Origin of the sequence: Phaeobacter sp. SYSU ZJ3003 (assembly GCF_041300735.1) — a bacterium.
Lineage (GTDB): Bacteria > Pseudomonadota > Alphaproteobacteria > Rhodobacterales > Rhodobacteraceae > Phycobacter > Phycobacter gallaeciensis_A.
The window spans coordinates 1-871 of record NZ_PXNU01000154.1 but is presented as its reverse complement, the minus strand read 5'-3'; the positions used below and the strand labels follow the sequence as shown (position 1 = coordinate 871).

At 59.7% G+C, this 871-nt stretch carries 1 protein-coding gene; it reads right to left on the bottom strand.

The features are described 5' to 3' along the window. Nucleotides 1–120: 120 nt before the first annotated feature. On the bottom strand, nucleotides 121–871 hold a 751-nt coding region (locus C6W91_RS21185; RefSeq protein WP_370571616.1), incomplete at its 5' end, for a TniQ family protein.

Genomic DNA, 871 nt, shown 5'->3' with positions numbered 1-871 from the left:
CAGCGAAGGGACACAAGACCTACCCCTATCTGCTGCGTGGTCTGCGGGTGGGGCGCCCGAACCAGGTGTCGCGTTGCCCTTAAATCTGAGACGCGGCGCTTTTGGCGACATTTTTTGCCATTAATTGCGAGATGCAGCTGCCATCGGGCCTATGCTTCCCGCGCGCCTTTGCGCGATGCGATCAACCGCAGCAAGCAGACGTGGCTCCTTCTCGAAGGCGCGCAATAGAGCAACCCTTGCATAGTCTTCGACGCTGTGGCTGACGATGGCTGCTTTGGCCAAGGGGTGAGATCGAGCGGCGGAGATTGCGGCGAGGCAGAATAGCCTAACTTCCGATCTGGGGTTCTGGACAGCGAACGACGGATCCCCGCGGAAGGTTTTCAGTGACATGGCAAAGGTGACTGCGCGCATTGCCCGCCGAAGTTGCTTGCGGCCGCGCGATCGCGCGGCGCACTCAAGCATCCCTGCCCCGCGGCGCGCTCGGTCTATCAGTTTCCCGGATATTCGTTCCTCACCGGGTTTTTCCAGGGTTTGCATAAGTCTCGTCCCGCAAACTTGACAGTCAAATGCCCAGGCCCGCCTCCAATGCCTGAGCGAAAGACCCTCTCTGGAGCATTGCAGGCAATGCTGGAATGGCATCTGAGCCGTCAGCGAGGCTTCTCGTGGCGTCATTGCCGGAAAGGTCAAGGACCGCACAACACCTGGGTCGACTCGTGCGGCGTTGGCAATCTTCTCCGCCGTAGCCGTGTCGACGCTGAAGTCCAAGGCGGTGGCATGTGCGGTATCGATTTTGATATGAGCCAGCAGTTCCGCGTCATCGCAGTAGTTGGCCGCCGCCAGCCGAGATAACCAACCTGACAACAACTCGTCT